The sequence below is a fragment of the Arthrobacter sp. NicSoilB8 genome (assembly GCF_019977355.1).
Taxonomy (GTDB): domain Bacteria; phylum Actinomycetota; class Actinomycetes; order Actinomycetales; family Micrococcaceae; genus Arthrobacter.
Genome location: NZ_AP024655.1, coordinates 860,203 through 886,245 on the forward strand (window position 1 = coordinate 860,203; position 26,043 = coordinate 886,245).

General features: G+C 67.4%; 23 protein-coding genes and 1 riboswitch. Of the genes, 18 read left to right on the forward strand and 5 right to left on the reverse strand.

Going from position 1 to position 26,043, the window contains the following annotated elements; all coding sequences use genetic code 11:
* Positions 1–39 precede the first annotated feature (39 nt).
* From LDO15_RS03920 to LDO15_RS03930, 3 genes are all read left to right on the forward strand, one after another.
* Positions 40–531 carry a GyrI-like domain-containing protein gene (locus LDO15_RS03920; RefSeq protein WP_223984206.1) on the forward strand — a complete coding sequence of 164 codons (492 nt, stop codon included), beginning with the start codon at positions 40–42 and terminating at the stop codon, positions 529–531.
* A 182-nt stretch (positions 532–713) separates the two neighbouring features.
* Positions 714–1,016 carry a DUF4193 domain-containing protein gene (locus LDO15_RS03925; protein ID WP_056741192.1) on the forward strand — a complete coding sequence of 101 codons (303 nt, stop codon included), beginning with the start codon at positions 714–716 and terminating at the stop codon, positions 1,014–1,016.
* Positions 1,017–1,420: 404 nt separating this feature from the next.
* Positions 1,421–1,930, forward strand: coding sequence for a hypothetical protein (locus LDO15_RS03930; RefSeq protein ID WP_223987062.1), 510 nt, complete (start codon positions 1,421–1,423; stop codon positions 1,928–1,930).
* A gap of 125 nt (positions 1,931–2,055) precedes the next feature.
* Here the strand turns inward: LDO15_RS03930 and LDO15_RS03935 are convergent, their stop codons facing one another.
* Positions 2,056–3,222, reverse strand: a complete 1,167-nt coding sequence (locus LDO15_RS03935; RefSeq protein WP_223984208.1) for a cytochrome P450 — start codon at positions 3,220–3,222, stop codon at positions 2,056–2,058.
* A gap of 311 nt (positions 3,223–3,533) precedes the next feature.
* On the opposite strand from LDO15_RS03935, the gene LDO15_RS03940 reads away from it, so the two are divergent.
* Entirely contained in the window at positions 3,534–4,013 is a 480-nt protein-coding gene (locus tag LDO15_RS03940; RefSeq protein ID WP_223984209.1) for a DNA starvation/stationary phase protection protein, read from the forward strand.
* 102 nt (positions 4,014–4,115) lie between these two features.
* Here the strand turns inward: LDO15_RS03940 and LDO15_RS03945 are convergent, their stop codons facing one another.
* Positions 4,116–5,702, reverse strand: coding sequence for an MFS transporter (locus tag LDO15_RS03945; protein WP_223984210.1), 1,587 nt, complete (start codon positions 5,700–5,702; stop codon positions 4,116–4,118).
* A 68-nt stretch (positions 5,703–5,770) separates the two neighbouring features.
* Here LDO15_RS03945 and LDO15_RS03950 point away from each other — a divergent pair, with 68 nt between their 5' ends.
* The 6 genes from LDO15_RS03950 to LDO15_RS03975 all read left to right on the forward strand — a co-directional run bounded on the left by LDO15_RS03950 (position 5,771) and on the right by LDO15_RS03975 (position 14,636).
* Entirely contained in the window at positions 5,771–6,310 is a 540-nt protein-coding gene (locus LDO15_RS03950) for a TetR family transcriptional regulator (RefSeq protein WP_223984211.1), read from the forward strand.
* Between the two features lie 228 nt (positions 6,311–6,538).
* A riboswitch (glycine riboswitch) is annotated at positions 6,539–6,637 on the forward strand.
* A 157-nt stretch (positions 6,638–6,794) separates the two neighbouring features.
* Entirely contained in the window at positions 6,795–9,704 is a 2,910-nt protein-coding gene (gcvP, locus tag LDO15_RS03955; protein WP_223984212.1) for an aminomethyl-transferring glycine dehydrogenase, read from the forward strand.
* Between the two features lie 12 nt (positions 9,705–9,716).
* On the forward strand, positions 9,717–10,880 hold the full coding sequence (gene gcvT, locus LDO15_RS03960; RefSeq protein ID WP_223984213.1) for a glycine cleavage system aminomethyltransferase GcvT: 1,164 nt from the start codon (positions 9,717–9,719) through the stop codon (positions 10,878–10,880).
* Positions 10,881–11,346: 466 nt separating this feature from the next.
* Entirely contained in the window at positions 11,347–11,742 is a 396-nt protein-coding gene (gcvH, locus tag LDO15_RS03965) for a glycine cleavage system protein GcvH (RefSeq protein WP_223984216.1), read from the forward strand.
* Complete coding sequence (glyA, locus tag LDO15_RS03970; protein WP_276572941.1) at positions 11,739–13,064, forward strand: serine hydroxymethyltransferase; 1,326 nt, start codon at positions 11,739–11,741, stop codon at positions 13,062–13,064. Before gcvH ends, glyA begins: the two co-directional genes overlap by 4 nt.
* A 159-nt stretch (positions 13,065–13,223) precedes the next feature.
* Positions 13,224–14,636, forward strand: a complete 1,413-nt coding sequence (locus LDO15_RS03975) for an L-serine ammonia-lyase (RefSeq protein WP_223984217.1) — start codon at positions 13,224–13,226, stop codon at positions 14,634–14,636.
* 50 nt (positions 14,637–14,686) lie between these two features.
* Here the strand turns inward: LDO15_RS03975 and LDO15_RS03980 are convergent, their stop codons facing one another.
* Positions 14,687–15,253 carry a TspO/MBR family protein gene (locus LDO15_RS03980; protein ID WP_223984218.1) on the reverse strand — a complete coding sequence of 189 codons (567 nt, stop codon included), beginning with the start codon at positions 15,251–15,253 and terminating at the stop codon, positions 14,687–14,689.
* A 114-nt stretch (positions 15,254–15,367) separates the two neighbouring features.
* Here LDO15_RS03980 and LDO15_RS03985 point away from each other — a divergent pair, with 114 nt between their 5' ends.
* Positions 15,368–16,441, forward strand: a complete 1,074-nt coding sequence (locus tag LDO15_RS03985) for a peptidoglycan bridge formation glycyltransferase FemA/FemB family protein (protein ID WP_223984219.1) — start codon at positions 15,368–15,370, stop codon at positions 16,439–16,441.
* Between the two features lie 56 nt (positions 16,442–16,497).
* Positions 16,498–17,994 (forward strand): threonine/serine exporter family protein, encoded by a 1,497-nt coding sequence (locus LDO15_RS03990; RefSeq protein WP_223984220.1) that lies wholly within the window; start codon positions 16,498–16,500, stop codon positions 17,992–17,994.
* Between the two features lie 182 nt (positions 17,995–18,176).
* Here LDO15_RS03990 and LDO15_RS03995 read toward each other — a convergent pair whose 3' ends face one another.
* Entirely contained in the window at positions 18,177–19,016 is an 840-nt protein-coding gene (locus LDO15_RS03995; RefSeq protein WP_223984221.1) for a siderophore-interacting protein, read from the reverse strand.
* Between the two features lie 52 nt (positions 19,017–19,068).
* The gene (locus LDO15_RS04000) at positions 19,069–19,842 is read right to left on the reverse strand and encodes a uracil-DNA glycosylase (RefSeq protein WP_223984223.1); all 774 of its coding nucleotides are present in this window, start codon (positions 19,840–19,842) and stop codon (positions 19,069–19,071) included.
* A gap of 145 nt (positions 19,843–19,987) precedes the next feature.
* Between LDO15_RS04000 and LDO15_RS04005 the strand changes: the two genes are divergently transcribed.
* From LDO15_RS04005 to LDO15_RS04030, 6 genes are all read left to right on the forward strand, one after another.
* On the forward strand, positions 19,988–20,329 hold the full coding sequence (locus LDO15_RS04005) for a DUF3263 domain-containing protein (RefSeq protein ID WP_223984226.1): 342 nt from the start codon (positions 19,988–19,990) through the stop codon (positions 20,327–20,329).
* A gap of 93 nt (positions 20,330–20,422) precedes the next feature.
* Entirely contained in the window at positions 20,423–21,055 is a 633-nt protein-coding gene (locus LDO15_RS04010; protein ID WP_223984228.1) for a LytR C-terminal domain-containing protein, read from the forward strand.
* A 159-nt stretch (positions 21,056–21,214) separates the two neighbouring features.
* A complete protein-coding gene (locus LDO15_RS04015; RefSeq protein WP_139184482.1) occupies positions 21,215–21,418 on the forward strand; it encodes a cold-shock protein in 204 nt (67 codons plus the stop codon).
* A 158-nt stretch (positions 21,419–21,576) separates the two neighbouring features.
* Positions 21,577–22,767: an ABC transporter substrate-binding protein gene (locus LDO15_RS04020; RefSeq protein WP_346655980.1), complete on the forward strand. Its 1,191-nt coding sequence runs from the start codon at positions 21,577–21,579 to the stop codon at positions 22,765–22,767.
* 296 nt (positions 22,768–23,063) lie between these two features.
* The gene (gene groL, locus LDO15_RS04025) at positions 23,064–24,701 is read left to right on the forward strand and encodes a chaperonin GroEL (RefSeq protein ID WP_223984230.1); all 1,638 of its coding nucleotides are present in this window, start codon (positions 23,064–23,066) and stop codon (positions 24,699–24,701) included.
* Between the two features lie 196 nt (positions 24,702–24,897).
* A complete protein-coding gene (locus tag LDO15_RS04030) occupies positions 24,898–26,028 on the forward strand; it encodes a ribonuclease HI family protein (protein WP_223984232.1) in 1,131 nt (376 codons plus the stop codon).
* Positions 26,029–26,043: the final 15 nt, after the last annotated feature.

Genomic DNA, 26,043 nt, shown 5'->3' on the forward strand with positions numbered 1-26,043 from the left:
GCCCTAGACCGTGGCATGGGCTCGGCAGAGTCTGGGCGTATGACTGAAGCAAACCCGGGTTCGCCGGACATCAGGGCCGCCCAGCTGAAGGAACAGCCAACGGCGGTGGTGCGCGAGACCGTCCCGATGAACGCGTTGAGAGACTTTTTCGGCCGTGCCTTCGGGGCCGTCATGGGCGCAGTGCAGGAACAGCATGTCCAACTGGCCGGCCCTCCCTTCGCGCTTTACCGCGGGATGCCGACCGACGTCGTCGACGTCGAAGCAGGATTCCCCCTCGCCGCGCCGTTCAAGAGCGCGGGCGGGGAAGTTTCGGCGGTGGTCGCCGGGACCCTGCCCGCGGGCCAAGCCTACGAGGCGATGCACATTGGCCCCTATGAATCGCTGCAGCACACCTATGGCGCGATCATGGCGCGGATGCAGGAGGACGGGGCGAGCCCGGGGGAGGCCATGTGGGAGTACTACCTCACCGATCCCGGCGCCGAACCAGACCCGGCGAAATGGCAGACCCTGGTGGTCTGGCCCGTTGCTTGAACTGTGCGCCGGGGCGTAACGGCGGGGGCCCGGCCGGAGGCGGCTTCACCCCGTGTGTGGCGCCGGAACGACTCATTCTGTCGGATTGGCCACACTATTCTTCAACTCCATGCATAATGTCCTAAACTGCTTCACTGAGGTGCCTGAAATGGCGCTGCGCAGCAACGAAAGTGAACCCCGATATGGCTACCGATTACGATGCCCCACGCAAGACAGAAGAAGAATCTCCCGCTGAGTCGCTAGAGGCGCTTCAGGCGTCGCGCGGAGGCGGCGCCCAGACCGCTGTAATTGATGTCGACGAGAACGACACGGCGGAAGGCATCGACCTTCCGGGTGCGGATCTGTCCGGCGAAGAGCTGACCGTCATTGTTGTTCCCGAGCAGTCAGATGAATTCACCTGCTCCTCCTGCTTCTTGGTCCGCCACCGGTCCCAGGTGGCCAAAGAAAAGAACGGCCTGAAGTACTGCCGCGACTGCGAAGGCTAGGGGACCCCTCCAGCGCGCGGCACCAATTTCATCCGTATCAAGCAAGCGTCGGCATCCCGCAGGGGGCCGGCGCTTTGTTTGTATCCGGTGGCGTCTGGTTCGTTGCCCCGTCTCTTGGTTTCTGGCCTGGTTTTTCGCCGGGTTTCCCGTCTCGTCGCCGGCATGGACCGCGGCCCGGGTTGGCACCGCTTCGCGCGGCGTGCGGACAGGTGGCAGGTCACGTTCCGGTGACCCGGCACCGGCCGGATTAACGGTTCGGCGCCGAAGACCGTCCGGCACTCGCGCATCGAGGCCAACGCTTCTACGCTTGAGCCACCGCATCGCAGGGGGTGGCTCAATTGAAAACGACCCAGTTGAAAACGATCCAGTTGAAGAGGATCCACGCATTGCTTGCGGCAGTGCTGATGGCCGTGGCCCTGGGGGTCCTTGCGCCGGCCCCGGCGGCCGCGGATCCTTACTGCGGACTGGTCTGGGGTTCGCTGGTGAAAACGGATCCGGCCATGACCCAGGCCAAGGTGGTCAATGTCCGGACCGGCCAGCACTACTGCTTTGACCGGCTGGTTATCGACCTCAACGCGCCCGTGGCCGGCTACACCGTTCGCTATGTTCCCCAGGTGGTGCAGGACGGGTCCGGTCTGCCGGTTCCGCTGCGCGGCCAGGCTTTCATTCAGCTCACGGTCAATGCGCCCGCTTATGACGACGCCGGCAATCCCACCTACAGCCCGGCGGACAAGAATGAACTCTCCAACGTGACCGGTTACCAGACGTTTCGGCAGGTGGCGTGGGCTGGCAGCTTCGAAGGCTACAGCACCCTCGGCCTCGGCGTCCGCGCGCGGTTGCCGTTCCGGGTCTTTGCCCTGCCGGGGCCAGGTGCCGGGTCTCGACTCGTGGTGGACGTCGCGCACTTCTGGTGAGGCCGGTGCGGCGCCTCGGGGTCAAGTCGCGGTGCCGTGCGGGTTGGCGAGTTGAAGCCGGGCCGGATCGGTAGGCCCGGCCGTCCAGCTTGGTCCGGATGTAGCGTCCCGTGCGGCGCTCGCCGTCAGGCAGCCTGCCAGGACACGGGAAGCTGCTTCACCCCGTAGACGATCGTGCTATCCATCCGCTCCAGTTGCGCTTCGGGAGCCACGGCCAGCCCGGGCAACCGTGAGAGAACGGCCTGCAACGCGATCCTGGCCTCGAGCCGGGCCAGAGGAGCCCCGAGGCAGAAGTGGATGCCCTGCCCGAAGGCGAGGTGTCGGTTTGGTGCGCGTCCGACGTCGAACACGTCAGGGTGCGGGAACTGACCGCCGTCGCGGTTCGCCGAACCGATCCAGGCCACAACCGGCGACCCCGCGGGGACGGACCGGTCACCCAGCGTCGTGTCGACGGCGGAGATCCGGTACATGGACTGCACGGGGGAGCGGTAGCGCAGCACCTCCTCGATCGCCAGCGGGAGCAGACCCGGTTCGGCGATCAGGCGTTCCGCCGTGCCTGGCGCTTCGGTGAAACACAGCACCGCGTTGCCGATCAGGTTGGTGGTGGTCTCATTGCCTGCCACGAGCAGCAGGCTGCAGAACCCGAGCAGCTCGATGACACTGAGTTTCTGTCCGTCAATCTCGGCCGCGAGGAGCGCGCTGATCAAATCAGGGCCCGGCTCCCGGCGCCGCTGCTCGATCATGCCCATGAAGTACTCCGCCATTTCCCGATGGGCCCCCGTGTGGCTGGACTCGTCGGCGCCCGGGCGGGTTTGGCTGACAATCACGTCAGACCACTGCTTGAACCGGTCCCGGTCCGCGGCGGGGATGCCCATCAGCTCCGCGATCACGATGACCGGCAGAGGATAGGCCAGCTGTTCGATCAGGTCCGTGCTGCCGGCGGCAACTACCGGGGCCAGTAACTCATCGGTGAGCTCCGAGATCCGCGGGCCGAGCGCTTCCACTGACCGCGGCGTGAATGCCTGGGAGACCAGGGAACGCAACTGACGGTGCCGGGGCGGATCCGTGTTGATCAGGCTGGCGGCGAAGAGCTGGCCTGTTTCGGAGGGATTGTCGCCGCCGATCCGGGACGAAAACGTGGCGTGCTCGGACAGGACACGCTGCACATCGTCATAACCGAAGACGTGCCAGACCCCGGTCTCCTGGTCCTGAAAAACGGGCTCGCTGCGCCGCATGGCTTCGTAGTTGGGAAACGGGTTCAACGAGTGCTCAAATACCGGAAACGACCCCATGGCTGGCCTTCCTGACGAGGCGGGCGGCCGTTATGTCCGGCACTGGAACAGTCCAACGGGGCGGGCCGCTTGGCCCCGTCAGCTCCCACCCTAATGCCGGGCGGCTGCCGTGGCACAGGCCCGGACCCCAACAAGGGAGTCTAAGCGGCCCCCGGAGCGGTTAGTAAGCCGACTTAGTAAGCTGACCGAGAAATTCCTTCCGGAACCATCGCCGCCCGTAGCTGCCCTGGGGTAGCGTCGAAATCATCGGCCGGTGCGCCAGAACGTGGCGCGCGAGGCCCGCACGGTACCGGTTCTATCCAGGAGGATGCATGAAAGCAACACCAACACTGACAGCCAACCTGCAGGCAGTCCTAGTGGACCTGATCGAACTCCACCTCCAGGGCAAGCAGGCGCACTGGAACATCGTCGGAACCAACTTCCGGGACCTCCACCTTCAGCTGGATGAGATCATCGACGCCGCCCGGGACTTCGCGGACGACCTCGCCGAACGCATGCGCGCCCTCCACGCCCTGCCGGACGGACGCAGCTCAACGGTTTCCAAGTCCACCGCACTCGCCGAGTTCCCCGCGGGCCTGATCAACACCAAGGACGCCATCGAGCGGATTGTCGCGGCCCTCGAAGCAGCCGTCGGCACGATGCGCAAAGTCCATGACGAAGTGGACGAGGAAGACCCCACCACCGCCGACCTCCTGCACGCGTTCATCGCCAAGCTGGAGCAGTACGCCTGGCTGGTGAATGCCGAGACCATGCGGGCAAACGCCAGCGTGACCACTCCGGACAACAAGTAAGGGCAGGCGCGACTGCCCGCCCCCCACGCGCGCTCATTGGGACAGGAGTCCGGCACCGGGATTTTCCGGTGCCGGACTCCTGTGTTTAGCGCTCCGAGGCCGCTATCTTGCCTTGGGCACCTTCCGGAGCACAACAGCGGCGAGGACGCAGGCCCCGGACATCAGGACCAAGGCGATTGCCGCTGTGACGTGCACGCCCGAGTCGAACGCGGTGCGCGCGGCCGCCGTTACCGCCTCCGCCAGGGGAGCGGGAAGCATCCGGGCGAGTTCCACCGCGCCGGCGAGGGTTTCGCCGGCCTGGCTGGTGGCCGCGGCCGGGACCAGCCCGGACACCCCGTCGGGCAGCCGGAGATTGCCCTGGTACGAGGCCGTCAGGATGGAGCCGAGGATCGCCGTGCCCAGCAGGGACCCCACCTCATAGCCGGTCTCGGAAATAGCGGCTGCGGCGCCCGCCTTGTCCGCGGGTGCCGCGCCCAGGATCAGGTCGTTGGAGATTGTCTCGGCGGCGCCCACGCCCAGGCACAGAACCAGGAGCGCGGCCAGTAGCAGGGAGGGCCCGTGGCTGTGGTCGCCGAAGGCCACCATGAAATAGCCGGCCGCGCTCAGCAGCAGGCCACCGGCCACCACGAAGCCGGGCCGGACCCTCCGCACCAGCGGGACCACCAGCAGGCCCGCCACGACCGTGGCGATCAGGGCCGGGACCATGGCGACACCGGAGGCCGAGGGGGACTGCCCCTCCAGCAGTTGCAGATGCTGAGCCAGGAACAGGATGAAGCCGTTGAAGGAGAACAGCGCCAGCACGTTGGCAATGATTGCCGTGCTGAAGATCCGGTTGCCAAAGAGGCTCACATCGAGCATCGGCGCTGTGCTGTGGCCTGTCCTGTGGCCTCCGGCCAGGGCGTGCTGCCGGCGGATGAAGACATAGCCCATGAACAGGCCGACGCCGATGCCCGCGAACGCCTCCGGTGCCGGCCCGTGGGTGGCGAGTGCCTTGATCCCGTAGACCACAGGCACCATCACCAAGAGGGACAGGATGATGCTGGGCACGTCTACGCGGCCTGGCTTCGGGTCACGGGACTCCGGGATCAGCGCCGGCCCGAGCAGCAGCAGCGGCAGGATGATCGGCACCGCGACCAGCAGGACGGCGCCCCACCAGAAGTGTTCCACGAGCCAGCCGCCGGCAATCGGGCCGAGTGCGGCGCCGCCGGAGAATCCCGCGGCCCAGATCGCGACTGCCAGGCGTCGCCGGTTGGGCTGCGGAAAGATGTTGCGGATCAGGGAGAGCGTGGACGGCATGAGCATGGCGCCAAAGAGGCCAAGGCCGGCGCGGCCGGCGATCAGCCATTCGGCGCTCGGCGCGAACGCCGTCGCGGCCGAGACCGCGGCAAAGCCGGCGCTGCCCACAAAGAGGAGCCTGCGCCGGCCGATCCTGTCGCCCAGGCTGCCCATTGCGACCAGCAGTCCGGCCAGCACCAGGGGATAAGCATCGATAATCCAGAGCAGTTGGACGCCGGAGGCGGACAGGCTGCGGGCGATGGCCGGCAGGGCGAACGTCAGCGCGGTGTTGTCCACGGCCACCAGCAGGACGGGGAACATCAGCAGGGCCAGCGCCACCCAGTCGCGCCAGGGCGCCTGGGGCCGCGAAGGCGCCGTGGTGCTGGTTGCCGTCGTGATCGATGAAGTGCTCATGCATCGTAACTATACCGTCTGGACGGTACAGTTAAGAAATGCGGGTACGGACAGGCATGATGGGAAGCATGCCCAGGAAACCCGTGGCCCGCGAGGCCGTCCTCGATGCCTTCGAATCCCTGCTCATCGAAGTGGGTGAACGCGCCGCGACGCTGGACGCCGTCGCCCGCCGGGCCGGCGTGTCCAAGGGCGGCCTGCTCTATCACTTCCCGACCAAGGAGGCGATGATCGCGGTCCTCCTGGAACGTCTCGACCGGCTCCTGGCGGCGGACGTCGCGGCCATGGCGGCGGCTCCGGAAGGAGCGGCGGCGTACTTCATCAAGTCCTCGGTGTGGGCGGATACGCCCATGGACCGGGTGTTCGTGGCGGCCACCCGGCTGGCTGAGGTGGCGCACGAGGAAACCCAGCGCCGCTTCGCCGCCGGCCAGGCGAGCTGGCTGGAACTGCTGGCGGCCGACGTCGGGCCCGCCGCGGCGAAGGCCGTCCTCTATATGGGGGACGGGCTGTACTTCAACGCCATGCTGGGCCGGGGCCCCGCCGGCCCGCCTGCTGAAATCGAGGCGGATGTCGAAAGTCTCCTGGCCGCCGTCGAGAAACTGCGCCGCTGAGCCCGGGAGCGCCCCCGGCGCCCGCCCGGTCGCCGAAAACGTCCCGGGGGGGCGTTTATGCGGCTACGGCGACCCGGCGGAGATCCCGCGAAATCGCGTTGGCGGACCCTTCGGGAGTGGCTCGCCGTCCGTAACCTGGGGCCCGCAGCGGCCGGCAGTTTGCGGACGCGCGCCCGGCATAGGACAATGGGATCTGTGACTGTTGTCACCCCCAACTGAATACGCCTTTGATCTGCGGCGGGAGAGTCCTGCAAGTAGGTACAAGCAGGCGCCGTAGGAGCAAATCCTCCCCAGGAATCTCTCAGGCCCAAGTACCGCCGCGGCAAGGCACCTCTGGAAAGTAGCAAGCGCGTCCTTGGCGCGCTGTGCTCACCGACGGTGCAAGCGAAGCCACTCACACGCATGGCTGCGCGGAAACTCTCAGGTCCAATACAGAGCGGGGAGGAACCCGAATCAATGTGGCGTACCCTGCGCCGCCTGAGTTATGGAGTTCCTTGTGACTGTTACCCCAGCCTCCACGTCCTTCGTTGACCGGCACATCGGCGCCCGCCGCCAGGCCGACGTCGACGCCATGCTGAAGGCTGTCGGCTACGACACCGTCGACGCACTGGTGGACACCGCTGTTCCGAAGGATATCCGGCAGGACTCCGACCTCGCGCTCGCCGCAGCCCTCAGCGAAGTGGAAGTCCTCGCCGAACTGCGCAAGCTGGCCGCGAAGAACAAGACCGCCGTGCAGATGATCGGGCAGGGCTACTACGACACCCTCACCCCGCCGGTGATCCGCCGCAACATCCTCGAAGCCCCCGCCTGGTACACCGCGTACACGCCGTACCAGCCGGAAATCTCCCAGGGCCGGCTCGAGGCCCTGCTGAACTTCCAGACCATGGTCCAGGACCTCGTCGGCCTGCCGATCGCCAACGCCTCGCTGCTGGACGAAGCCACCGCCGTCGCCGAGGCCGTGCTGATGATGCGCCGCGCCAACAAGAACAAGACGGCCCACGACGGCAAGACCGTCCTGGATGCCGACTGCCTCCCGCAGACCATCGCGATCGTCAAGGGCCGCGCCGAGGCCCTCGGCTTCGAGGTCGAGGTCGCCGACCTCTCCAAAGGCCTTCCCGACGGCGTGATCAACGGCATCGTCCTGCAGCAGCCGGGTGTTTCCGGCCTGGTGTTCGACCACACCGCCGTGATCGCCGAGGCCAAGGAACGCGGCGCCCTCGTGACCGTCGCGGCCGACCTGCTCTCCCTGACCCTCATCACGCCCCCGGGCGAGCAGGGCGCAGACATCGCCGTCGGCTCCGCCCAGCGCTTCGGCGTGCCGCTGTTCTTCGGCGGCCCGCACGCGGCCTACATGGCCGTTCAGAAGGGCCTCGAGCGCTCCATGCCCGGCCGTCTCGTGGGTGTCTCCAAGGACAACGCCGGCGTCCCGGCCTACCGCTTGGCCCTGCAGACCCGCGAGCAGCACATCCGCCGTGAGAAGGCCACGTCCAACATCTGCACCGCGCAGGCGCTGCTGGCCATCGTGGCCTCCTTCTACGCCGTCTACCACGGCCCGGACGGGCTGAAGGCAATTGCCGAGTCGGTCCACGTCCACGCCAAGACCATCGCCGCCGCACTGAAGGCCGCCGGCCTTCACGTGCTGCACTCTTCCTTCTTCGACACCATCACCGTCTCCGTGCCGGGCCGGGCGGCTGAGATCATCGCGGCCGCGGAGGCCAAGGGCATCAACCTGCGCGCCATCGACGCCGACACCGTCGGCATCTCCGCCGATGAGGCCACGACTGTGGCTGTCGTCGCCGACGTCATCGCCGCGTTCGGCGCCAGCGTGGTGGATTCCGTAGATGGCTTCGGCCTGGACCCCGCCGTCGAGCGCACCTCCGACTACCTCCAGCACCCGGTATTCAACACCCACCGCTCCGAAACCCAGCTGCTGCGCTACATCCGCCGCCTCTCGGACCGCGACCTCGCCCTGGACCGCACCATGATCCCGCTGGGCTCCTGCACCATGAAGCTGAACGCCACGGCCGAGATGGAAGCCATTTCCTGGCCGGAGTTCGCCTCCATCCACCCCTTCGCCCCCGAATCCCAGACCGCCGGCTGGCGCGAACTGATCGAGGACCTCGAAGCCCAGCTGACCGAGATCACCGGCTACGACCAGGTCTCCATCCAGCCCAACGCCGGATCCCAGGGCGAGCTCGCGGGCCTGCTGGCCATCCGCGGCTACCACCACTCCCGCGGCGACGCGCAGCGCAACGTCTGCCTGATCCCGGCCTCCGCGCACGGCACCAACGCGGCCTCGGCCGTGCTGGCCGGCATGAAGGTCGTCGTCGTCGCCACCGCCAGCGACGGAACGATCGACCACGCCGACCTGCAGGCCAAGATTGAACTGCACAAGGACGCACTGTCCGCGATCATGATCACCTACCCGTCCACCCACGGGGTGTACGACGCCGACGTCCGGGAGGTCTGCGACGCCATCCACGCCGCCGGCGGCCAGGTCTACATCGACGGCGCCAACCTCAATGCCCTCGTCGGGCTGGCCCAGCCCGGTATGTTCGGCGGCGACGTCTCGCACCTGAACCTGCACAAGACCTTCTGCATCCCGCACGGCGGCGGCGGCCCCGGCGTCGGCCCGGTCGCGGCCAAGGCGCACCTGGCGCCGTTCATGCCGGGGAACGCCGCAGACCCGGCCAACGGTGCCGACGGCACCCCGATCTCCGCCTCCCGCTACGGCTCGGCCGGCGTGCTGCCGATCTCCTGGGCCTACGTGAAGCTCATGGGCGGCCGGGGCCTCACCGAGGCCACCAAGTCGGCCCTCCTCGCGGCGAACTACATCGCGACCCGCCTGAACGACTCCTTCCCGGTGCTCTACACCGGCGAAGGCGGCCTGGTGGCCCACGAGTGCATCCTGGACCTGCGCGAACTCACGGCCAAGACCGGCGTGACCGCCGAGGACGTGGCCAAGCGCCTCATCGACTACGGCTTCCACGCCCCCACCCTGGCGTTCCCGGTGGCCGGCACCCTCATGGTGGAGCCCACCGAGTCCGAGGACCTCGGCGAGATCGACCGGTTCATCACCGCCATGGTCGCTATCCGCGCCGAGATCGACCAGGTAGCCCACGGCGACTTCACCGTCGAACACAGCCCGCTGCGCAACGCCCCGCACACCGCGGCCGCCGTGATCAGCACCGATTGGGCCCGCGAGTACCCCCGCGAACAGGCCGTCTTCCCGGTCCACACCCTCCGGCAGGACAAGTACTTCCCGCCGGTCGGCCGGATCGACGGCGCTGCCGGGGACCGCAACCTGATCTGCTCCTGCCCACCGCTCGAAGCCTTTGAGGAAAGCACAGAAGCCTTCGAGGACCACTCCGCCAACTCCGGCTCTAACAATTAGGGACAGCCAACGATGACTGAGAACTACACGGCACTTTACGAAGAGCACAAGAAGCTTGGCGCCTCCTTCACGGACTTCGGCGGCTGGCAGATGCCGCTGAAGTACAGCTCCGAACTCGCCGAGCACCACGCCGTCCGCAAGTCCGCGGGCCTGTTCGACCTCTCCCACATGGGCGAAGTCTGGGTCACCGGCCCCGACGCCGCCGCCTTCCTGGACTACGCCCTCGTCGGCAAGATCTCCGCGATGGCGATCGGCAAGGCCAAGTACTCGCTGATCTGCAACGAGGACGGCGGCATCATCGACGACCTCATCACCTACCGCCGCCCCTCAGCAAAAGATGAAGAGCAGAAGTTCCTCGTCGTCCCCAACGCGGGGAACGCCAAAGTGGTCGCGGCGGCCCTGGCTGAACGGGCGGGTTCTGCCCAAGAAGGCGGGTTCGACGTCACCGTCCAGGACGCCTCCGCCGAAACCTCACTCATCGCGGTCCAGGGACCCAAGGCACAGGAAATCCTGCTACGCCTGGTTCCCGCCGCCGGGCACAGCCTCGTCACGGAGCTCAAGTACTACGCCGCCGTCGAAGTTCCCTTCCTCGTGGGCGGCACCAGCCAGGACCTCCTGCTGGCCCGCACCGGCTACACCGGAGAAGACGGCTTCGAGATCTTCGTGAACAACGACGGCGCCGCAGCCCTCTGGCAGGCGCTCGTCGCCATCGCCGAGGACGGCGAGCTGACGCCCGCCGGCCTGGCCTCCCGCGACTCGCTCCGGCTCGAAGCCGGCATGCCGCTCTACGGCAACGAGCTCTCCCTGGAGGGCGACCCGTTCGCCGCCGGCCTGGGACCCGTCGTCGCACTGTCCAAGGAAGGCGACTTCGTCGGCAAAGCCGCCCTGGCCGCCAAGAAGGAAGCCGGCGCCGGATCCACCACGGGCCGCAAGCTCGTCGGCCTCAAGGGCCCCGGACGCCGGGCCGGCCGCGGCCACTACCCGGTCCTCAAGGACGGCAACGTGGTCGGCGAAGTCACCTCCGGCCAGCCTTCACCCACCTTGGGCTACCCGGTGGCGATGGCCTACGTCGACGTCGCCTTCACCGAGCCCGGCACGGCCCTGGACATCGACCTCCGCGGCAAGGCCGAGCCCTTCGAAGTGGTGGCACTGCCGTTCTACAAGCGCCAAAAGTAGCCGGGCTGGGTCGGTCCCGAAGCCGTGCGCCTCACCGGTGCCCGGCTCCGGGGCCGGCTGGCCCCAGTTTTCACGCGTGCTGCTCCTTCGTCGCTTTGACGCACGCTTTCGAAAACCGCGGCCAGCCAGCCCCTCAAGGGCAGCTCACCTTTGATACCACGCTCCAGAACCGGACCAACGGGAAGCAGCGCTTTCGAATACCAAAGGTGCTGGGGATGTACCGCCTACCGCGGCCCGGCTCTAGAAGAATACGAAAGGCCAGGGTTTCTTTCCGGAGAACCGCTGGCCCCGAAAACTGAACTGAATAGCGGTGGGGCGCGGCATCCGGAAGCGTGCGTCTAAGGGAGCGTCACGTCCGCCCAGCGGGCGCCTTCGCGACCGAGCACGCGGAGGATGGCGAGTCCCGCCGCCTGACCCAGCCACAATTGATTTAGCCCACGACTTTTCAACGTAAAGGAAGAAACACATGGCAAGAGTTGCCCCTGAACTGCAGTACTCCGACGAGCACGAGTGGGTTGCGAGGGATTCCGGCAACGCCGGATCCAACATCGTGTCCATCGGCATCTCCGCGGTCGCCACGGACGCCCTGGGCGACATCGTCTATGTGGACCTGCCCGAGGTCGGCTCCGCGGTGACCGCGGGGGAGACCTGCGGCGAAGTTGAGTCGACCAAGTCCGTCTCGGACCTGTACGCCCCCGTGACGGGCGAGGTCACCGAAGTCAACGCGGCCGTCGTCGAGGACCCCGCGCTGATCAACAGCGATCCTTATGGTGCCGGCTGGCTCTTCAAGGTGGCCGCCGACTCGGAGGGCCCGCTGCTTTCGGCCGAGGAATACGCCTCCAAGAACGGCGGCGAACTGTGAGCGCGGCCGCAGGCACAGAGACTGCCTTCGAGCAGGTCGTCTCTCCGAGCCTGGACGCGGACCTGTCCGCCTTGGATCCGGAGATCGCCGCGAAAATCGACGCCGAACTCACCCGCCAGCGCGATGGCCTGGAGATGATCGCCTCGGAGAACCACACCGCGAAGGCCGTCATGCAGGCGCAGGGTTCGGTCCTGACGAACAAGTACGCCGAGGGCTACCCGGGCAAGCGCTACTATGGCGGCTGCGAGCACGTTGACGTGATCGAGCAGCTCGCCATCGACCGGGTCAAGGCTTTGTTCGGCGCCGAGTACGCCAACGTCCAGCCGCACTCCGGCGCCCAGGCCAACGCCTCGGTGATGCACGCCCTGATCCGTCCGGGCGACACCATCATGGGCCTGAACCTGGCCCACGGCGGCCACCTGACGCACGGCATGAAGATCAACTTCTCCGGCCGGCTTTACAACGTCATCCCGTACCAGGTCAGCGAGGAGGACCACCGGATCGACATGGCCGAGGTCGAGCGCCTGGCCCAGGAACACAAGCCGCAGCTGATCGTTGCCGGCTGGTCCGCGTACGCCCGCCAGCTCGACTTCGCGGAGTTCCGCCGGATTGCCGACTCTGTGGGTGCCTACCTCATGGTTGACATGGCCCACTTCGCCGGCCTCGTGGCCGCCGGGCTGCACCCGAGCCCGGTCCCGCACGCCCACGTCACCACGTCCACCACGCACAAGACCCTTGCCGGTCCGCGCGGCGGCATCATCCTCTCCAACGACGCCGACATCGCCAAGAAGATCAACTCGGCGGTGTTCCCGGGACAGCAGGGCGGCCCGCTGGAGCACGTCATCGCGGGCAAGGCCGTGGCATTCAAGATCGCCGCGTCGCCGGAATTCAAGGAGCGCCAGGAGCGTGTCCTGGCCGGTGCGCGGATCCTCGCCGACCGCCTGGTCCAGCCGGACGTCACGGCCAAGGGGATCAACGTGATCTCCGGCGGCACCGATGTGCACCTGGTCCTCGTGGACCTGCGCAACTGCGAGCTCAACGGCCAGGAAGCCGAGGACCGTCTCGCGGCCATCGACATCACGGTCAACCGCAACGCCGTCCCGTTCGATCCTCGTCCGCCGATGGTCACCTCGGGGCTGCGGATCGGCACCCCGGCGCTGGCCACCCGCGGATTCGGCGAAGCTGCCTTTGCCGAGGTTGCGGACATCATCGCCGAGGCCCTGACCGCCGACGCCGGTGCGGACCTGTCCGGTCTGCGCTCACGGGTGGAGGCCCTCGCCGCCGCCCACCCGCTCTACCCCTCAGTTGATAACCTCGCCTAGGCGACGTATGACTGAATAAGACACGACGCCGGGCGGGCCGCGGCCACAAGCCGCCGCCCGGCGTCGTGCACCTGGCGGGACTGCCGCCTACCGGCGGCCGCACCGCCTTCCGGCAAGACCCTCTGCCGGGCCACAGCAAGACCTAGTTAGGAACCGACAATGGCTGTTGGAGTCTTCGACCTCTTTTCCATCGGATTAGGGCCATCCAGCTCGCACACAGTGGGCCCCATGCGGGCCGCCGCCGTCTTCGCCGAAGAACTCAAAGCCTCCGGGGACCTGGACCGCGTGGCATCGCTGCGGGTTGACCTCTACGGCTCCCTCGCCGCCACGGGCCACGGCCACGGCACCATGACGGCCATCCTGCTCGGACTCGAGGGCTTCCACCCCGAGCTGATCCTCCCCGAGGAAGTGGAGGAACGGCTGGCGACGATCGCGGAGACCGGCACCCTGCAGCTTGCTGGAGCCGTTCCGTTGCCTTACGGGGTCAAGGACATGGTCCTGCGGCCCCTGACCATCCTGCCCCGGCACACCAACGGGATGACGTTCACGGTCTCCGACGCCGGGGGCGAAACCCTGCACAGCGCCACGTTCTTCTCGGTCGGCGGCGGCTTCATTGTCCGCGAAGGCGAGGAGGACGCGGCGCTAAAGGAACTCGACGAGTCGAAGAAGGAACTTCCCCTGCCCTTCCGCACGGCCGCTGAACTGCTGGGCCGCTGCCAGTCCAAGGGCCTCTCGATCGGCGACATCATGTTCGTCAACGAGCGCGCCTCCCGCACCGAGGAGGAGATCCGCGAAGGCCTCCTGCACATTTACTCGGTGATGGAAGGCTGCGTCGAGGTCAGCCTCAAGCGCGAGGGGCTGCTGCCCGGCGGGCTCAAGGTCCGGCGTCGTGCGCCCGACTGGCACGAGCGTCTCATGAAGGAAACCACGGGGCAGGACCCCGACTTCCGGGACCCTAAGTACTGGCAGGAATGGGTCAACCTGATCGCCCTGGCCGTGAACGAGGAAAACGCCTCGGGCGGCCGCGTGGTCACGGCCCCCACCAACGGCGCCGCGGGCATCATCCCGGCCGTGCTCTACTACGCGCTGCACTTCGCCCCCGGCATGGACAAGGCAACCCAGGCCGACCGCGACGACGTCGTGGTGAAGTTCCTGCTGACCGCCGGCGCCATCGGGGTGCTGTACAAGGAACAGGCCTCGATCTCCGGCGCGGAGGTCGGCTGCCAGGGCGAGGTGGGTTCGGCCTCCTCGATGGCCGCCGCCGGCCTCGCCGAAGTCATGGGCGGCACGCCGCAGCAAGTGGAGAACGCCGCGGAAATCGCGATGGAGCACAACCTCGGCCTGACCTGCGACCCGATCGGCGGGCTCGTCCAGATTCCGTGCATCGAGCGCAACGCGATTGCCGCCGCGAAGGCCATCAACGCCGCCAAGATGGCCCTGTGGGGCGACGGGTCGCACCGGGTCTCGCTGGACGAGGTCATCGTGACCATGCGCGAGACCGGCAAGGACATGAGCTCCAAGTACAAGGAAACCGCGATGGGCGGCCTCGCCGTGAACGTCGTGGAGTGCTAGGGAGCGCGTACAGCTGGTAGGCGTCCGCGTCCGCGCCAGCGGTACGGCCGTTAGTTGTGCAGCGCGGCCCACAGGTTCAGCGAGGACGCGAACACGATCCAGGACAGGTAGGGCAGCATCAGCAGCCCTGCCGTCCGGCTGATGGGTCCGAAGAGCACCACTGTCACGGCCACGGCCACGGCGAGCGCCACGATGATCACGAACGCGATCCACAGCGCCGGCGTCCCGAGCACCGGGTAGAGGGCAAAGAAGACCGGGGTCCAGAGCAGGTTCAGCACCAGCTGGACACCATAGGCTGTCAGGGCCGCTTTGGACCCTTCGGCGTGGCTGCGCCAGACGAGCCACGCCGCGACGGCCATGGCGATGTACAGGACCGTCCAGACCGGCCCGAAGACCCAGTTCGGCGGAGACCAGGGCGCCTTGTCCGCGGCGGCGTACCAGCCGTTGACGTGGTTGGCGGTGGCCAGGCCGCCAAGCGCGGCAACGAGCGCCGACGCGACGAGGAATACCAACAGCGCGACGACTTGGGAGCCGGCGCCGAAGCCGCTCCCGGCGCCCCGTGAGCGGCGGCCGGAGGCTCCGGGACGGGCTTCCAGCGGTTCTTGCTGAGCCTGCATGAGACCAGCGTAACCGTCTTTCCCGGACCGGCGGCAGGGTGCGGACCGATAGACTTGGGGGTGCATGTCTGCATGCCGCCGAAGCTCGTACCGCAATGATTGGATACCGCACCCTTGCGTGAATTCACTGCCCGCTTTGCCTCTGCCGAAGAGATTGCCAACTGGGATGCCCACGTCACCGCGAACCCCAATGGCGGCAATCTCCTGCAATCGGAAGCGTTCGCCGAGGTCAAGCAGCACTTTGGCTGGAAACCCCTGCACCTCGTGTACGAGACCGCCGATTACACGAGCTACAACCTGGTCCTGGAGAAGTCCTTTCCGCTCCTGGGCAAGCTCTGGTACCTGATCAAGGGCCCCGACGTGGCCGCCGTCGAGGACATCCCCGGGATCGCCGCCGCCAACGCGGACTTCGTAAAAAGGGCCCGGCTGGGCGTCTTCGCGATCAAGATCGAGCCGGACATCATCCTCTCCGACGACGCCACGCGCGTCCTGGAGGCGGCGGGACTGGTCAAGACCCACAACCTGCAGCCCAACGACTCCACTGCGCTTCTCGACATTGCACCGGAGGAAAACCAGCTGCTGCGCAACCTCCATTCCCGCGGCCGCAATGCCGTGCGCCGCGCCATCCGCGAGGGCGTCGAGGTTCACAACGTCGAGCCCACGGAAGAGAACTTCCAGGCCATGTACTCCCTGATGACCACCACCGTGGAGGCCAAGTCCCAGGTCCGCGTCCGCGAGTATGAGTACTACCGCCAGTTCTGGACCAACTTCCTGGCCCGCGACCAGGGCAGGCTCCTGTTCGTGTACGAAAACGACGTGCCCTCGGTTGGCGCGTTTGTGATCAACTACGGCCGCAAGGGAACGTACAAGGACGGCGGCTCACTGCAGAAGCGGAGCCAGTACGGCGACTCCCACCTCGTGCAGTGGACAGCGATCAACCAGCTCAAGGACCTTGGCTGCACCGAATACGACTTCTGCGGCACGCCGCCAAGCGACAAGCTCAAGGACACGTCGAACCCGTTCCACGGGCTGGGCCTGTTCAAGACCAGCTTCAGCAAGACCGTCACCGACTTCGTCGGCTGCTATGACCAGGTCCTGAACCCGCTGAAGTACAAGGCCTGGATGACGGCGGGGGAGCGCGTGGCACGCCAGCTCTACACCCGGCGCACGGGCCAGCAGTTTTACTAACCCAGGCAAGGACAGCCAGACAGGCGGGGACAGCCAAGAACAGTGAGGAGGCCGCAATGAACAACCAACCCGACGGCCACCGCAGGCCGCCCACCGACGGCCTGCCCCGGACGCAGCCGATGTCGGCCATGCAGGTGCGCCAGAACGCCGCCGCCAAGCGCATGCTGCGCCGGCTGGTCCAGGGAGAAAACCCGCCGACGGCGCCGCTGAGCATCGTGGACCGGCTCGCCGGCAGCCCCTACGCGAACCCGATGATCCAGGTCGGCGGGGTGGACGCCTCAGCCCGCAAGACTATTGACTTCGCCTTGAAACTGGCGGAATCCATGTTCCGGTACGGGGCCGGCGCCCTTGAGGTCGAGACCAGCATCATCGCGATCACCGCAGCGTTGGGCCTGAAGAATATCGAGGTGGACATCACCAACCAGTCGGTGGCCATCAACTACGCCCCGAAAGACCAGACGCCCATCTCTTTGCTGCGCGTCGTGCGGTCCTGGACCAATAACTACGCGGGCCTCTCGCAAGTCCACCAGCTGGTGACGGACATCGTGGCCGGCGGCGTCGGCCGCGAGGAAGCTGTGCGCCGGCTCGAGGACATTACCCGCAGCGCCAAGCCGTTCCCGCGGTGGATGGTCACGGTGGCCTTCGGAGTGTTCTCCGCTGTCTTCGTCGGCGTCCTGGGCGGCGGGCTGGGCGCCTCGATGGTCGCTTTCGCCTCCAACCTGCTGGTCAGCCTGCTGGCCCGCCAGCTAGGCCGGTGGCGTACGCCGGACTTCTTCATCACGGCCTCGTGTTCGTTCCTGGTGACCATCATCGCCCTGCTGCTGTGGCGCTTCGGCAGCCCGTTGGGCGTGCAGATAGCGCCCGCGATCGTGGTGGTCGGCGGGATCCTGCTGCTGCTGCCGACGGGACGCCTCGTGTCCTCCGTGCAGGATGCGATCAACGGCTTCCCGGTCACGGCGGCGGGCCGGTTCCTGTCCACCATGCTGACCTTCGGTGCGCTGGTTGCCGGCATCGCCGTCGGGTTCGTCGTGGGCGACATGACCGGCATGGAGCCGATCGACGTCACTGAAACATTCCCGCCCAAGTATGACTTGTGGGTTCTCGTCATCCTGATCGCCATTGCGGTGCTCATGATCGGCATCACCGAACAGACCGGCTGGAAGCTCCTGCTGCCGACTGCGGCCGTCGGGGTGGTGGGCTATCTGGTCCTGATCGGGGGCGACGCCCTGGGCATCGGGTCCCGGTTCGCGCCGGCCCTCGCCGCCGTGGTCATCGGGCTTCTGGCCCGGGTGGTGGCCCTCCGGATGGGCGCTCCCCAGCTGGTCGTGGCCGTCCCCGCGGCTCTCATCCTGCTCCCCGGGCTCACCATATTCCGATCCATGTATGTCTTGACCATCGAGGAATCGGAGATTCTTATCGGCGCCGGCGGGATGCTGAACGCCGGGGCGATTGTGCTGGGCGTCGCCGCCGGCATCGTGCTCGGTGACACCCTGGCGCGGCCCCTGACGCGGAGCCTCGCCAGCAATGAGCGGCGCCGGGCCCGCCGCCGCTAGTTCGTGCGAAGTCAGCCCGTCTGGCTGCCCTGAAGCGCCGGGTTTCCCCGCTTTTGCCGGGACCCGGCGGCGTGTCAGCCCGCCGCGCCGGCGGGTCCCGGCGTCGTGGTGGCAAAAGTGGGGAAACTCCGCGGCGCCCTTAGAAGGTGGGCCGCTAGGTCTTCCCTGTTAGATCTTCCCTGCTAGATCTTCCCTATGGGTAGCTTCTTCTCCGCCTGGAAATCGTCCTCCACCCGGCCCTTGGCCCAATAGCCGGAGAGGGAAACCTGGGCCCGTTCCAGCCCGCGCTGGGCGTAGAAAACCTCCCGGAGGCCCTTCATGTAGCCCCGCTCGCCGTGGGCAAAGACCTGCACCCTGCCCTCGGGCCACTCGGCGTCGCGCACGGCGGCGACCAGCAGGTCGCTGTCCCCGGCGGGGACCCCGCGGCGCATCACCCAGCGCAGTTCGACGCCGGCAGGGCCGGCGATCGGCTGGATGTCGGCGTCGCTGTCCACCTCGAGAATGGCCAGGCCGCGGGCGTCCCGTGGCAGGGACTCGATGGCGGCGCCGATGGCCGGCAGGGCTGATTCGTCGCCGGCAAACAGGTACCAGTCCGCCACCGGGTCAGGGTTATAACCGCCGCCCGGGCCCGTGAAAGTCAGCCGGTCGCCGGGCCGGGCCGAGGCCGCCCAGGGGCCGGCGAGGCCCTCGTCGCCGTGGATGACGAAGTCGATGGCGAGTTCCTGGGCCGCTGCGTCTACCCAGCGGACCGTGTAGGTCCGGGTGTACGGCCACTGGCTGCGCGGCATGGATTCCCTGATGGCCCACAGGTCCAGCGGGTCCGGGTATTCGACGCCGGGCTGTGGAAACGCGATCTTGACGTACCGGTCCACGTAGCCGTTGTTGACGTATCCGGCGAAGCCCGGGCCGCCGGCGATTATCCGGACCATGTGCGGGGTGAGCTGTTCGCGGCGCAGGACCGTCAGGTCAGTCTGGGGACGCGAGTTCCGGTTGGCGGTGGTGGCGGCGGGGGCGGAGGTCATGAGGCTAAGCCTAACCAAGAACCCTGGCCGGGAACTGTGGCCGCGAGGCCTGTTACGGCAGAGGCGGCAGTTCCCAGTCGACTGTGCCGTTGCCCTGCTCCTGCAGCATGGCGTTGGTGCGGCTGAAGGGACGCGACCCGAAGAAGCCGCGCGAGGCCGAGAGCGGGCTGGGGTGGGCGCTGGAGATAACAGCGGCGGACCCCAGCAGCGGCCGCACGGATTCGGCATCCTTCCCCCACAGGATCACCACAAGGGGAGCCGGCCCCGCGCTGTCCGCCGACACACGGTCGGCGACTGCCCGGATGGCCGCGGCCGTGACGGCCTCCCAGCCCTTGTTCCGGTGCGAACCCGCGGCACCGGCCCGGACACTGAGGACCCTGTTGAGCAGCAGCACGCCCTGCTCCGCCCACCGGCTGAGGTCACCGTGGACGCGCGGCGGGAAGCCGAGATCGGTCTGCAGTTCCTTGTACATGTTCGCGAGGCTGCGGGGGATCGGCCGGGTGGCGCCATCCACGGCGAAGGACAGCCCCACGGCGTGCCCCGGCGTCGGATAGGGGTCCTGGCCCACGATCAGGACCCGGACGCCCGCCAGCGGCTGCCGGAAGGCCCGCAGCATGTTGGACGGTGACGGCAGCACCTCGTGACCGGCGGCCACCTCGCCGTCCAGGAACGCAAGGACTTCCCGTAACTGCGGCTCCACGGGCGCCAGCGCCTCCGCCCAGTCCGGAGCCACCAATTCGTTCAGCGGCCGCCGCGCCAGGTCCGCGAAGCTCACGCTGTCAGCGGCCGGGGGCTCAAGCTCGAACAGGGCATCGGAATCAAACACAGGTCCTATTCTTCCGCAGGATTCCCCGCCGCCAGCCCCCGCTCAGGCGCACGGCCGAATGACAACCCTGTCATTCGGCCGTAGCATGGGATTGGCTTTTTTACCGGATCCAGCCAGTTTTTTCGGAATCAACCAGGAGTGTGTCGTGGCCGAAACAGCGCAAGAGTACGTGCCCGCGGGGGACGCCGCCGGAGTTTTTGCAGGCGGCGACGGCCTGGGCGGGGTATCCACGGATTCTCCGCTGAGCGCCCGTGACCAGCAGATCCTCGCCCTGGAGCGGCAGTGGTGGAAGTACGCCGGGGCCAAGGAACAGGCCATCCGCGAGCTGTTCGACCTCTCCGCCACGCACTACTACCAGATCCTCAACGCCCTCATAGATACCGAGGACGCCCTGGCCCACGATCCGATGCTGGTCAAGAGATTGCGTAGACTACGTACATCACGCCAACGTGCCCGCACTGCCCGCCGTCTGGGAACAGATTCGTAAAGTCGCGTCACGCGCGGCCGGATGCGCAAGTCCTGTTGCGTCCGTTTCCGGCCCCGGGCACCCGTATGAACTCAGCAAGGACGTCGTTTTACCATGACCAAATACGCTCGGGATGAATTTGATCGGGTCCCGGAGACCTCTACCCGGCAGGGTGTCCACCGGGCAGTCGCCGAATCGCGCCGCCGGAGCCTGGCGCCCATCCTGGCGGCTGGCTGCGTAGCCCTGGCCATCGGCCTGGTGGCCTTCCTGATCCTGCCGAAGCTCGGTTTTTCCGGCGGGCAGGCCGCCGCCGTGACCGCCGACGCCAGCGCGTCCGCCTCGAGCACGGCAAGCCCCAGCCCCACGCAGACAAGCCCCCAGGCGGCCGGCACTGCGCTGGCCAGCCCGGAAGCGGCCGGCACAGCGCCGGAGGCATCGCCCTCTGCGACCCCCAGCGCCACCGCCCCCGGCGTGGACAAGACGCAGCCGGTGACGATCTACAACGGGACCACCACTGCCGGTCTCGCCGGCCGCGTCGGCGGCACCGTCAGTTCCGCCGGCTGGGTCCTGGGCCAGACGGGCAACTGGGGCGGCGTCCCGCAGCAGACGTCCGTGATCTTCTACAGCAGCGCCGAGCAGAAGGGCAACGCGGAGGCTCTGGGCACGCTCCTCGGCATCGACACCCTCGTGGAGTCCGCCGAGTTCAACATGCCCCTTGTCGTGGTGATCGGACCCGGCTTCCAGTAAGCCATTCCGGTTACGCCTCAATAACTATTAGCCCGCGGCCCTGCCCGGCGGCGGCATTACTGAGGGACGCTGTGGGTACAGTATCTGCGGATTTCTCTTCGCAGTCCGCGGCACACATCGAGGTGGGCCGCACACAAGCTAGCTGAAAGTGTGGACGCCATGGCACTGGGAACCGTCAAATGGTTCAACGCCGAAAAAGGGTACGGCTTCATCACCGTGGACGGCTCCGAGAACGACGTCTTCGTGCATTGGTCCGCGATCATCGGGGAAGGCTACCGCGCCCTGGACGAGGGCCAGCGGGTGGAGCTCGAAATCGGCGAAGGCGAAAAGGGCCCGCAGGCAGAAAGTGTCCGGCCCGCCTAGTGGCACTTCCTGCCGTCACGAACGCCCTGCGGGACCCAGCCCCGCGTGATCCAGCCCGGCACGCGTCAGGAACGATCCGGCTGGGCCGCGCCCTGGCTGCGGGGACAGCGGCGGCCCTTGCCTTGACGGGCTGTCTCGGGCCCGCGGGAAGTGCCCGTGTGGCCAGCGCCGACGCAAGCGGTGACGGCACCCTGCGCATCGGCCTGATCCTGGACAACACGGGGCAGCAGAATTTTCTCAACGCCCCGCAGCTCGCGGCGGCCAAGCTTGCTGTCAAGGACATCAACGCCGCCGGCGGCCACAAAGGAAAACCGGTGGAGCTCCTGCCGGAAACCATCAGCACGGACACTGCCGCCCAGGCCAGAGCGCTCGTGGCCGCCAAGGCCGACGTTGTGATCGGCCCGACCGATTCCAGCCGTGCCCCTGCCGCCGTCGACGTGCTGGCAAACGCCAAAGTCGCCATCATCTCGCCGGCAAACACCGCCCCCGGGCTGAGCAACTACAAGAGCGGCGGCTACTATTTCCGCACCTCGGCGGCCGACACCGCCCAGGCGTCAGTCCTTGCCAAACTCGTCAAGGACGGCGGCGCCAGGACCCTGGCGGTGCTGCACGAGAAGGGCGACTACGGCAAAGACGTCGCAGCTGCCGTCGCTGACGCGGCCAAGCAATCCGGACTGGACACTGTGGGGGACGCGGAGTTCACGCCGGGTGCAGCGCAACAGGCCGTCAATTCCGTGAAAGCCGCAAACCCCGACGCCGTGGTCCTGGTCGCGCGCGAAGACGCGCAGGGTGCCATCGCCGAACTGAACAACGCCGGCCTGGCCGGCAAGAAACTCGTCCTAAGCGACGGAGCAGTCAACAAGTACGGCTCCGGACTGGGCGCACGGGCGCTCGAGGGCGCACGCGGAGTCCAGCCCGGCGTGTTCCCCTCCGCCGCATTCCAGACGGACCTCGTTGCCGTGGATCCCGGTCTGAAAGACATGATGTTCGCCGCCGAAACGTACGACGCCGTCATCCTCGCCGCCGTCGCTGCCGCCGCGGCAGAGGACGACGCCGGAACCTCCATCGCGGCGTCCCTCGTCTCCGTTTCCGGGGGAACTGCGGGAGCAGTCGGAAATGCGGGCGGCCAGCCGGGCGCCCAGCCCGCCAGCCAGTCGTGCACGAGCTACAAAGACTGTGTCGAAGCCCTGCGGGCAGGCCGGCGCCCCGACTACGACGGCCAATCCGGACGGATCAACTTCGATTCCCGCGGGGACATCACCCAGGCGAACTACATGGTCTACACGTACGGCGAGGACAACCTGGCCTCGATGAGCGGCACGGAAGCCGCCACGAGCAGCGGCGGCTGATCGCTCGTAGCGTATTGGGCCCGCGTGGCGGGCGGTTCGGGCCGGGCACTGCTTGCACTCTCCCCGGGGGAGTGCTAATTATTGACTTAGCACTCCAGCGCACTGACTGCTAACACGACGCCCGGTCCGACCGGACGCGACGTGGTGGCGGCCGGTCCAGGAGCTAAAGAAACACCTTGCTGGGGTGAGATCCCGGGCCCAGCGGCATACAGAGGCCGCCGGGTAGGGATCGTCCGTCGCGGGCACCACAGCGAAGGTTCATTCTTAACGACTGTCCCGAAAGGACTACTGCCGTTATGGCCAAGATCATTGCATTTGATGAAGAGGCACGCCGCGGTCTTGAGCGGGGCCTGAACATCCTCGCCGACGCCGTCAAGGTCACCCTCGGCCCGCGGGGACGCAACGTCGTCCTCGAAAAGAAGTGGGGCGCCCCCACGATCACCAACGATGGTGTTTCCATCGCCAAGGAGATCGAGCTGGACGATCCTTACGAGAAGATCGGCGCCGAGCTGGTCAAGGAAGTTGCCAAGAAGACGGATGACGTCGCTGGCGACGGCACCACCACCGCTACGGTGCTGGCACAGGCCCTGGTCAAGGAAGGCCTGCGCAACGTCGCGGCCGGCGCTGACCCGCTGTCCCTCAAGCGCGGCATCGAGAAGGCCGTCGAGGCCGTCACCGTCGAGCTCCTGGCCTCCGCCAAGGAAATCGAGACCAAGGAAGAGATCGCCGCCACCGCGTCCATCTCCGCCGGCGACAACGAGATCGGCGCCCTGATCGCCGAAGCTCTCGACAAGGTCGGCAAGGAAGGCGTCATCACGGTCGAGGAGTCGAACACGTTCGGCCTCGAGCTGGAGCTCACCGAAGGCATGCGCTTCGACAAGGGCTACATCTCCGCCTACTTCGTCACCGACGCCGAGCGCCAGGAAACGGTCCTCGAGGACCCGTACATCCTGATCGTCAACTCCAAGATCTCCAACGTCAAGGAACTGGTTGCTGTCCTGGAAAAGGTCATGCAGTCCAACAAGCCGCTGCTGATCATTGCCGAGGACATCGAGGGCGAGGCACTGGCCACCCTGATCGTCAACAAGATCCGTGGCACCTTCAAGTCCGTTGCCGTCAAGGCTCCGGGCTTCGGCGACCGCCGCAAGGCGCAGCTGGCCGACATCGCCATCCTCACCGGTGGCCAGGTCATCTCCGAGGAAGTCGGCCTCAAGCTTGAGACCGCCGGACTCGAACTCCTCGGCAAGGCCCGCAAGGTTGTTGTCACCAAGGACGAGACCACAATCGTCGAGGGTGCAGGCGACGCCGACCAGATCGCCGGCCGCGTGTCCCAGATCCGCGCCGAGATCGAAAACTCGGACTCCGACTACGACCGCGAGAAGCTGCAGGAGCGCCTGGCCAAGCTGGCCGGCGGCGTTGCAGTCATCAAGGCCGGAGCCGCAACCGAGGTCGAGCTCAAGGAGCGCAAGCACCGCATTGAGGACGCTGTCCGCAACGCAAAGGCTGCTGTCGAAGAGGGCATCGTCGCCGGCGGTGGCGTTGCCCTGATCCAGGCCGGCGCCAAGGCGTTCGCGAACCTGCAGCTCTCCGGTGACGAGGCAACGGGCGCGAACATCGTCCGCGTTGCCATCGACGCTCCGCTGAAGCAGATCGCCTTCAACGCCGGCCTCGAGCCCGGCGTCGTGGTGGACAAGGTCCGCGGCCTGCCCGCAGGCCACGGCCTCAACGCCGCCACCGGCGAGTACGTCGACCTGCTGGCCGCCGGCATCAACGACCCGGTCAAGGTCACCCGCTCTGCCCTGCAGAACGCGGCTTCCATCGCCGGACTGTTCCTCACCACCGAGGCCGTTGTGGCCGACAAGCCGGAGAAGAACTCCCCGGCCATGGGCGGCGGCGACGACATGGGCGGCATGGGCGGCATGGGCGGTTTCTAAACCCCCGGCTTCCAGCCACCTGAACTAATCGTTCAACGACGGCGGTCCCACCTTCGGGTGGGGCCGCCGTCGTCGGTTAAGCACCTCTCGGTGAATCACGTCTCGGCCCAGATAGCCTCCGTCAGCTGCTGCGGTGGTTTGGCGACGGATCCGGGGAGGGTCGGCGGGTGTCGGCGGTGTCTGGCAGGATAGATCAGTGACGATTACAGCAGCGGCCGACGGTTCGGCCTTAGGAAATCCCGGCCCGGCCGGCTGGGCCTGGTACGTGAATGACGACTGCTGGCGGGCCGGCGGGTGGCCCCACGGCACGAACAACCAGGGCGAACTGATGGCGGTGCTGGACTTGTTCCGGGCCACGGCCCACGTGCCGGGGGAAGACCTGCTGATCCTCTGCGACAGCCAGTACGTCATCAACGCCGTGACCAAGTGGATGCCCGGCTGGAAGCGCAAAGGCTGGCGCAAGGCCGATGGCAAGCCGGTGCTGAACGTGGACCTCCTCAAGGAAATCGACCGGGAGCTTGTGGGCCGCAAGTACACCTTCGAATGGGTGCGGGGCCATGCAGGTCACGATCTCAACGAGGCGGCGGATGACCGCGCCCGGGCGGCAGCCACGGCATACCAGCAGGGCGTTGCCGTCCGGCAGGGGCCCGGGTTCGGTACCCCGGCGGGAACGCCCGCACCGGCAGCCCGGGCAGACTCCACGACACCCCGGAGCGCGCCGGCAAGTCCGCAGGCGGCCCCGCCGACGTCGGCACGGCCAGCGGGCACCACGACGCCGCCAGACCGGCAGGCGGCCCGGCACACGGCACCGCAGGCCGCGCCTGCCCCCTCCGGCCAGCAGGACCTGTTCGACGCACCCGGCCGCCACGACGAAACCAGCCGTTACGACGCAACCGGCCGTTACGGCGCACCCAGCCTCTTTGACGAACCGGACCTTTTCAGCGAACTCGAAGCGGAACAGGCCGCAGCCGCGGCCGGGGCGCACGCCAGCCCCGAAAGCGTCGTCGAGTCCCTCGAACGTGAACTGCTCCGCCCGGAAACCCGGGCGGACCTGGGACGCACCGGCGTCCTGCTCCACCCGGACTTCACCGAGATCGGCAGCTCCGGCAGGATGTGGACACGCGACGCCATGATGATGGCCCTGGAGGACAACCCGGGCGGACCCACCGAGCTGGAGCTCCTGGGGGCGGACCGGCTGGGCGAGAAGACCCTGCTCCTGACCTACCGCAGCCGCACGCGCGAGGGATCAGCCCTGCGCAGCTCCCTGTGGGTCCTCGACGGCGCGCAGTGGCGGCTGCGCTTCCATCAGGGCACCCCCGAGGCCTAACCGGCCCAGGCCGCC

Coding starts and splice junctions, on each gene's coding strand:
- LDO15_RS03920 (WP_223984206.1), top strand. CDS start 40: ATGACTGAAGCAAACCCGGGTTCGCCGGACATCAGGGCCGCCCAGCTG.
- LDO15_RS03925 (WP_056741192.1), top strand. CDS start 714: ATGGCTACCGATTACGATGCCCCACGCAAGACAGAAGAAGAATCTCCC.
- LDO15_RS03930 (WP_223987062.1), top strand. CDS start 1,421: ATGGCCGTGGCCCTGGGGGTCCTTGCGCCGGCCCCGGCGGCCGCGGAT.
- LDO15_RS03935 (WP_223984208.1), bottom strand. CDS start 3,222: ATGGGGTCGTTTCCGGTATTTGAGCACTCGTTGAACCCGTTTCCCAAC.
- LDO15_RS03940 (WP_223984209.1), top strand. CDS start 3,534: ATGAAAGCAACACCAACACTGACAGCCAACCTGCAGGCAGTCCTAGTG.
- LDO15_RS03945 (WP_223984210.1), bottom strand. CDS start 5,702: ATGAGCACTTCATCGATCACGACGGCAACCAGCACCACGGCGCCTTCG.
- LDO15_RS03950 (WP_223984211.1), top strand. CDS start 5,771: ATGCCCAGGAAACCCGTGGCCCGCGAGGCCGTCCTCGATGCCTTCGAA.
- gcvP (WP_223984212.1), top strand. CDS start 6,795: ATGGAGTTCCTTGTGACTGTTACCCCAGCCTCCACGTCCTTCGTTGAC.
- gcvT (WP_223984213.1), top strand. CDS start 9,717: ATGACTGAGAACTACACGGCACTTTACGAAGAGCACAAGAAGCTTGGC.
- gcvH (WP_223984216.1), top strand. CDS start 11,347: ATGGCAAGAGTTGCCCCTGAACTGCAGTACTCCGACGAGCACGAGTGG.
- LDO15_RS03975 (WP_223984217.1), top strand. CDS start 13,224: ATGGCTGTTGGAGTCTTCGACCTCTTTTCCATCGGATTAGGGCCATCC.
- LDO15_RS03980 (WP_223984218.1), bottom strand. CDS start 15,253: ATGCAGGCTCAGCAAGAACCGCTGGAAGCCCGTCCCGGAGCCTCCGGC.
- LDO15_RS03990 (WP_223984220.1), top strand. CDS start 16,498: ATGAACAACCAACCCGACGGCCACCGCAGGCCGCCCACCGACGGCCTG.
- LDO15_RS03995 (WP_223984221.1), bottom strand. CDS start 19,016: ATGACCTCCGCCCCCGCCGCCACCACCGCCAACCGGAACTCGCGTCCC.
- LDO15_RS04010 (WP_223984228.1), top strand. CDS start 20,423: ATGACCAAATACGCTCGGGATGAATTTGATCGGGTCCCGGAGACCTCT.
- LDO15_RS04015 (WP_139184482.1), top strand. CDS start 21,215: ATGGCACTGGGAACCGTCAAATGGTTCAACGCCGAAAAAGGGTACGGC.
- groL (WP_223984230.1), top strand. CDS start 23,064: ATGGCCAAGATCATTGCATTTGATGAAGAGGCACGCCGCGGTCTTGAG.